Below are 4,506 nucleotides of genomic sequence, written 5' to 3'. Positions count from 1 at the left end.
GTCGGCCGCTTCCCCTTCATCGGCAACGGCAAGGCCATCGCGCTGGGCGAGCCCGAGGGCATGATCAAGACGGTCTTCGATGCGAAGACGGGCGAGCTCCTGGGTGCGCACATGATCGGGGCGGAAGTGACCGAGCTGATCCAGGGCTACATCGTCGGCAAGAAGCTCGAGACGACGGAGGAGGACCTGATGGAGACGGTCTTCCCGCACCCGACGCTGAGCGAGATGATGCACGAGAGCGTTCTCGACGCCTACGATCGGGTGATCCATATCTGACCTCTCCGCCGGGACGGCGGCGCCGGCGGGGCGGACGCCCTGGGCGCTGGTGGCGGCGCTCTATGCGGCTGGCATCCTCGCCGCGGGGCAGTTCGCGAAGGTCTCGCTCACCCTCGGCCCGCTGGCCGTGGCCTACCCGCAGGCGCCGGTGGCCTTCGTCGTCTCGGGCGTCGCGGTCATGGGCATCCTCTTCGGCGTGCTCGCGGGCGGCGTGACGGCGGCGCTGGGGCCGCGGCGCGCGATCCTTCTCGGCCTCGTCGTCTCGGCGCTGGCGGGCGGCGCGCAGGGTCTGCTCCCGGCCTTCCCGCTGCTCATGGGCCTGCGCGTGGTGGAGGGGGCGGGCCACCTCCTCCTCGTCGTGGCGATCCCGACGCTGATGGCGGCGCTGGCGGCCGAGCGAGACCGCTCGCTCGTCATGGGGATCTGGGCCACGTTCTTCGGCGTCGGCTTCTCGCTCTACGCGCTCCTCATCGGGTCGGCCGGGGCAGAGGCCGTCTATGCCGTTCACGGGGTGGCCGGGGCGGTCCTGGCGGTCCTCCTCTGGGTCATGCTGCCGAGGGGCGTCACGCCCGAACGCCGGGCGCTGCCGCGGCTCGCCGATCACCTGACGATCTACCGCACGCCGCGCCTCTTCGCGCCGGGGCTCGGGCACGGGATCTACGCCTTCCTCTTCCTCGCGCTCGTGACCTACCTGCCCGCGGCGCTGGAGGCGCCCTGGCTCTCGCCGGTCCTGCCCGTCGTGGGGCTTCTGGGCTCGCTCCTCACCGGGCCGCTCGCGCGGCGGATCGTGCCGGGGCACCTGGTGGCGGGGGGCTTTCTGGTCATGGTCGCGCTCTTCGCGCTGACCTGGGTGGCGGGGCCGCTTGCCCCTTGGGTCGCGATCCTGGCGATGACGCTGTCGGGCGTGGTGGCGGGGGCCGGGTTCGCGGCCGTGCCCTGGCTCAACGCCTCGAACGCCGACCGCGCGCTGTCGAACGGGGCGCTGGCGCAGCTCGGCAATGTGGGCACCTTCTCGGGCACGCCGGTCGTCGCGGCGCTGGGCCTCGGCGCGATGCTGCCCATGGCGATCGTCGTGGGGCTGATCGGCGCGGGCGCCACCGCGCTCGCCTACCGCGCGGCGCGGCGCGGCGGGGCCTGACCCCTCAGCCCGGAGCGCCGTTCTCGAGCAGCGCGAGGAGCCTGCGCCGCTTCCAGCGCGAGCGGATCTGCCGCGTGAGCGCCGTGGCCGGCACGAAGATCGTCGTCCCGTCCGTCCGGTGATCGGCGTCGAACTCCTTCTGCGCGGCGACGAGGTGCTCGCCCTGGTTCGAGATCGCCACCACCGAGACGCACATGCTGTCGATCTCGGTCCGGGGCAGGTCGGCGGAGAGGCGGTGGCGCGCGCGCTGCATCAGGTCGGCGAGGCTGCCGATGTCGCGCGCCTCGCCCTGCGCCATCGGGCCCTGGTTGGTGCGGTCGAGCTGGGCCGCGACCTCCTGCTCCGCCATCTCGTCGCGGTCCGTCACCACCGCGCGGCTCGACCCGGCGGCGCCGCCGAAATCCACCACCACGGCGAGGAGGTAGACGGGTTCCTGGCCCATGTTGGTCACGATGCAGCGCGCGTGCTCGTCCATCGACACGCCGCGGTCGATGTGGATCGAGGTCCGGTTCTGCCGCCGGAAGGTGATCAGGAAGAGCTGGAGATAGACCATCCAGATCAGCACGATGGCCGCGTTGCTCAACGCGTTGATGACGTCCGAATGCTCTCCGATGAAGTCCAGCATCTTCCGCTCCCGTCTTCGGGGGGCAACGCGACGGGGCGAGGCGCGGGTCCGCGGACACGCTCGAGTCGATCATCGCTTGTGGATGTTCGCCTTGCGTTCTCATTTTTCGGTTGGAGACTCGGTCCCGAAAGCCTATCTGTGACCGAACCGTTAACCACAGGCCTCCCATGCCCGAGCAGAAGTCCATCGAGGTGCGCGGCGCGCGCGAGCACAACCTCAAGAACATCGACCTCGACATTCCCCGCGACCGGCTCGTGGTGATCACGGGCCTGTCGGGCTCGGGCAAGTCGTCGCTCGCCTTCGACACGATCTACGCCGAGGGGCAGCGCCGCTATGTCGAGAGCCTCAGCGCCTATGCCCGGCAGTTCCTCGACATGATGGAGAAGCCGGACGTCGACCACATCTCGGGCCTCTCGCCCGCCATCTCCATCGAGCAGAAGACGACGTCGAAGAACCCGCGCTCGACCGTCGGCACTGTGACGGAGATCTACGACTATCTCCGGCTGCTCTTCGCGCGGGCTGGCACGCCCTACAGCCCCGCCACCGGCATGCCGATCGAGGCGCAACAGGTGCAGGACATGGTCGACCGCGTCATGGCGATGGAGGAGGGGACGCGCGCCTATCTCCTCGCGCCGATCGTGCGGGACCGGAAGGGCGAGTACCGCAAGGAATTCCTCGAGCTGCGCAAGCAGGGCTTCCAGCGCGTCAAGGTGAACGGCGAGTTCCACGACCTCGACACCCCGCCGACGCTCGACAAGAAGTTCCGCCACGACATCGACGTGGTGGTCGACCGGATCGTGGTGCGCGAGGGGGCGGAGACGCGGCTGGCCGACAGTTTCCGTACCGCGCTCGACCTCGCGGACGGCATCGCCATTCTCGAGACCGCGCCGAAGGAGGGCGAGGGCGAGCCCGAGCGCATCACCTTCTCCGAGAATTTCGCCTGTCCCGTCTCGGGCTTCACCATCCCCGAGATCGAACCGCGCCTCTTCTCCTTCAACGCGCCCTTCGGGGCCTGCCCGGCCTGCGACGGCCTGGGCGTCGAGCTGTTCTTCGACGAGCGGCTGATGGTGCCCGACGCCGCGCTCAGCCTCGAGGACGGGGCCATCGCGCCCTGGCGCAAGGGCAAGTCGCCGTATTTCGTGCAGACGATCCAGTCCATCGCCTCCCACTACGGCTTCGACCCGAAGACCAAGTGGAAGGACCTGCCCCCGGAGGTGCAGGAGGTCTTCCTGCGCGGCTCGGGCGAGACGGAGATCCAGTTCCGCTACGACGAGGGCGGGCGCGTCTACCAGGTCAAGCGCAGCTTCGAGGGCGTCATCCCGAACATGGAGCGGCGCTACCGCGAGACCGACAGCGCCTGGATCCGCGAGGAGTTCGAGCGCTACCAGAACAACCGCCCCTGCGGCACCTGCGGCGGCTACCGGCTGCGGCCCGAGGCGCTGGCGGTGAAGATCGCGGGCCTGCACGTGGGCCAGGTCGTCGAGATGTCGATCCGCGAGGCCTTCCGCTGGTGCGAGACGGTGCCCGAGCACCTGAGCAAGCAGAAGAACGAGATCGCGCGCGCCATCCTGAAGGAGATCCGCGAGCGCCTCGGGTTCCTCAACAACGTGGGGCTGGAATACCTGACGCTGAGCCGGAACGCCGGCACCCTTTCGGGCGGCGAGAGCCAGCGCATCCGCCTGGCGAGCCAGATCGGCTCGGGCCTGACGGGCGTGCTCTACGTGCTCGACGAGCCCTCGATCGGGCTCCACCAGCGCGACAACGACCGGCTGCTGACGACGCTGAAGAACCTGCGCGACCAGGGCAACACGGTGATCGTGGTGGAGCACGACGAGGAGGCGATCCGCGAGGCGGACTACGTCTTCGACATCGGCCCCGGCGCGGGCGTGCATGGCGGGCGCATCGTGGCGCATGGCACGCCCGCCGAGATCACGGCCGACCCCGCCTCGATCACCGGGCAGTATCTGGCCGGAACTCGGGAGATTTCCGTGCCCGCCGAGCGGCGCAAGGGCAACGGGCGGAAGATCACCGTCGTCAAGGCCACCGGCAACAACCTCAAGGAAGTGACGGCGGAGTTCCCGCTGGGCAAGTTCGTCTGCGTCACCGGCGTCTCGGGCGGGGGCAAGTCCACGCTGACCATCGAGACGCTGTTCAAGACCGCGTCGATGAAGCTGAACGGCGCGCGGCAGACGCCCGCGCCCTGCGAGACGATCAAGGGTCTTGAGCATCTCGACAAGGTCATCGACATCGACCAGCGGCCCATCGGGCGCACGCCGCGCTCGAACCCGGCCACCTATACCGGCGCCTTCACGCCGATCCGCGACTGGTTCGCGGGCCTGCCCGAGGCGAAGGCGCGCGGCTACAAGCCCGGCCGGTTCAGCTTCAACGTGAAGGGCGGGCGCTGCGAGGCCTGCCAGGGCGACGGCGTCATCAAGATCGAGATGCACTTCCTGCCCGACGTCTACGT

The 4,506-nt window shown here is 69.6% G+C and carries 3 protein-coding genes and 1 pseudogene; 3 read left to right on the top strand and 1 reads right to left on the bottom strand.

Going from position 1 to position 4,506, the window contains the following annotated elements; all coding sequences use genetic code 11:
- Both ACTS11_RS21225 and ACTS11_RS21220 read left to right on the top strand, forming a co-directional pair.
- Positions 1 to 276, top strand: a pseudogene (locus ACTS11_RS21225) (dihydrolipoyl dehydrogenase); the annotation flags it as partial.
- A gap of 49 nt (positions 277 to 325) precedes the next feature.
- Entirely contained in the window at positions 326 to 1,414 is a 1,089-nt protein-coding gene (locus tag ACTS11_RS21220; RefSeq protein WP_442642267.1) for an MFS transporter, read from the top strand.
- A 4-nt stretch (positions 1,415 to 1,418) separates the two neighbouring features.
- Here the strand turns inward: ACTS11_RS21220 and ACTS11_RS21215 are convergent, their stop codons facing one another.
- Complete coding sequence (locus tag ACTS11_RS21215; protein ID WP_442642266.1) at positions 1,419 to 2,039, bottom strand: hypothetical protein; 621 nt, start codon at positions 2,037 to 2,039, stop codon at positions 1,419 to 1,421.
- A gap of 167 nt (positions 2,040 to 2,206) precedes the next feature.
- Here ACTS11_RS21215 and uvrA point away from each other — a divergent pair.
- A partial coding sequence (uvrA, locus tag ACTS11_RS21210; RefSeq protein WP_442642265.1) for an excinuclease ABC subunit UvrA occupies positions 2,207 to 4,506 on the top strand: 2,300 nt, incomplete at its 3' end.

The organism is Roseicyclus sp. (assembly GCF_052168335.1).
Taxonomy (GTDB): Bacteria; Pseudomonadota; Alphaproteobacteria; order Rhodobacterales; family Rhodobacteraceae; genus Roseibacterium.
The sequence above is the reverse complement of the archived record's forward strand: the minus strand, read 5'-3'. Positions and strand labels throughout refer to the sequence as shown.

What these genes read in the sequence shown, in the direction of transcription:
- ACTS11_RS21215 (WP_442642266.1), bottom strand. Translation starts at nt 2,039, where the DNA reads ATGCTGGACTTCATCGGAGAGCATTCGGACGTCATCAACGCGTTGAGC.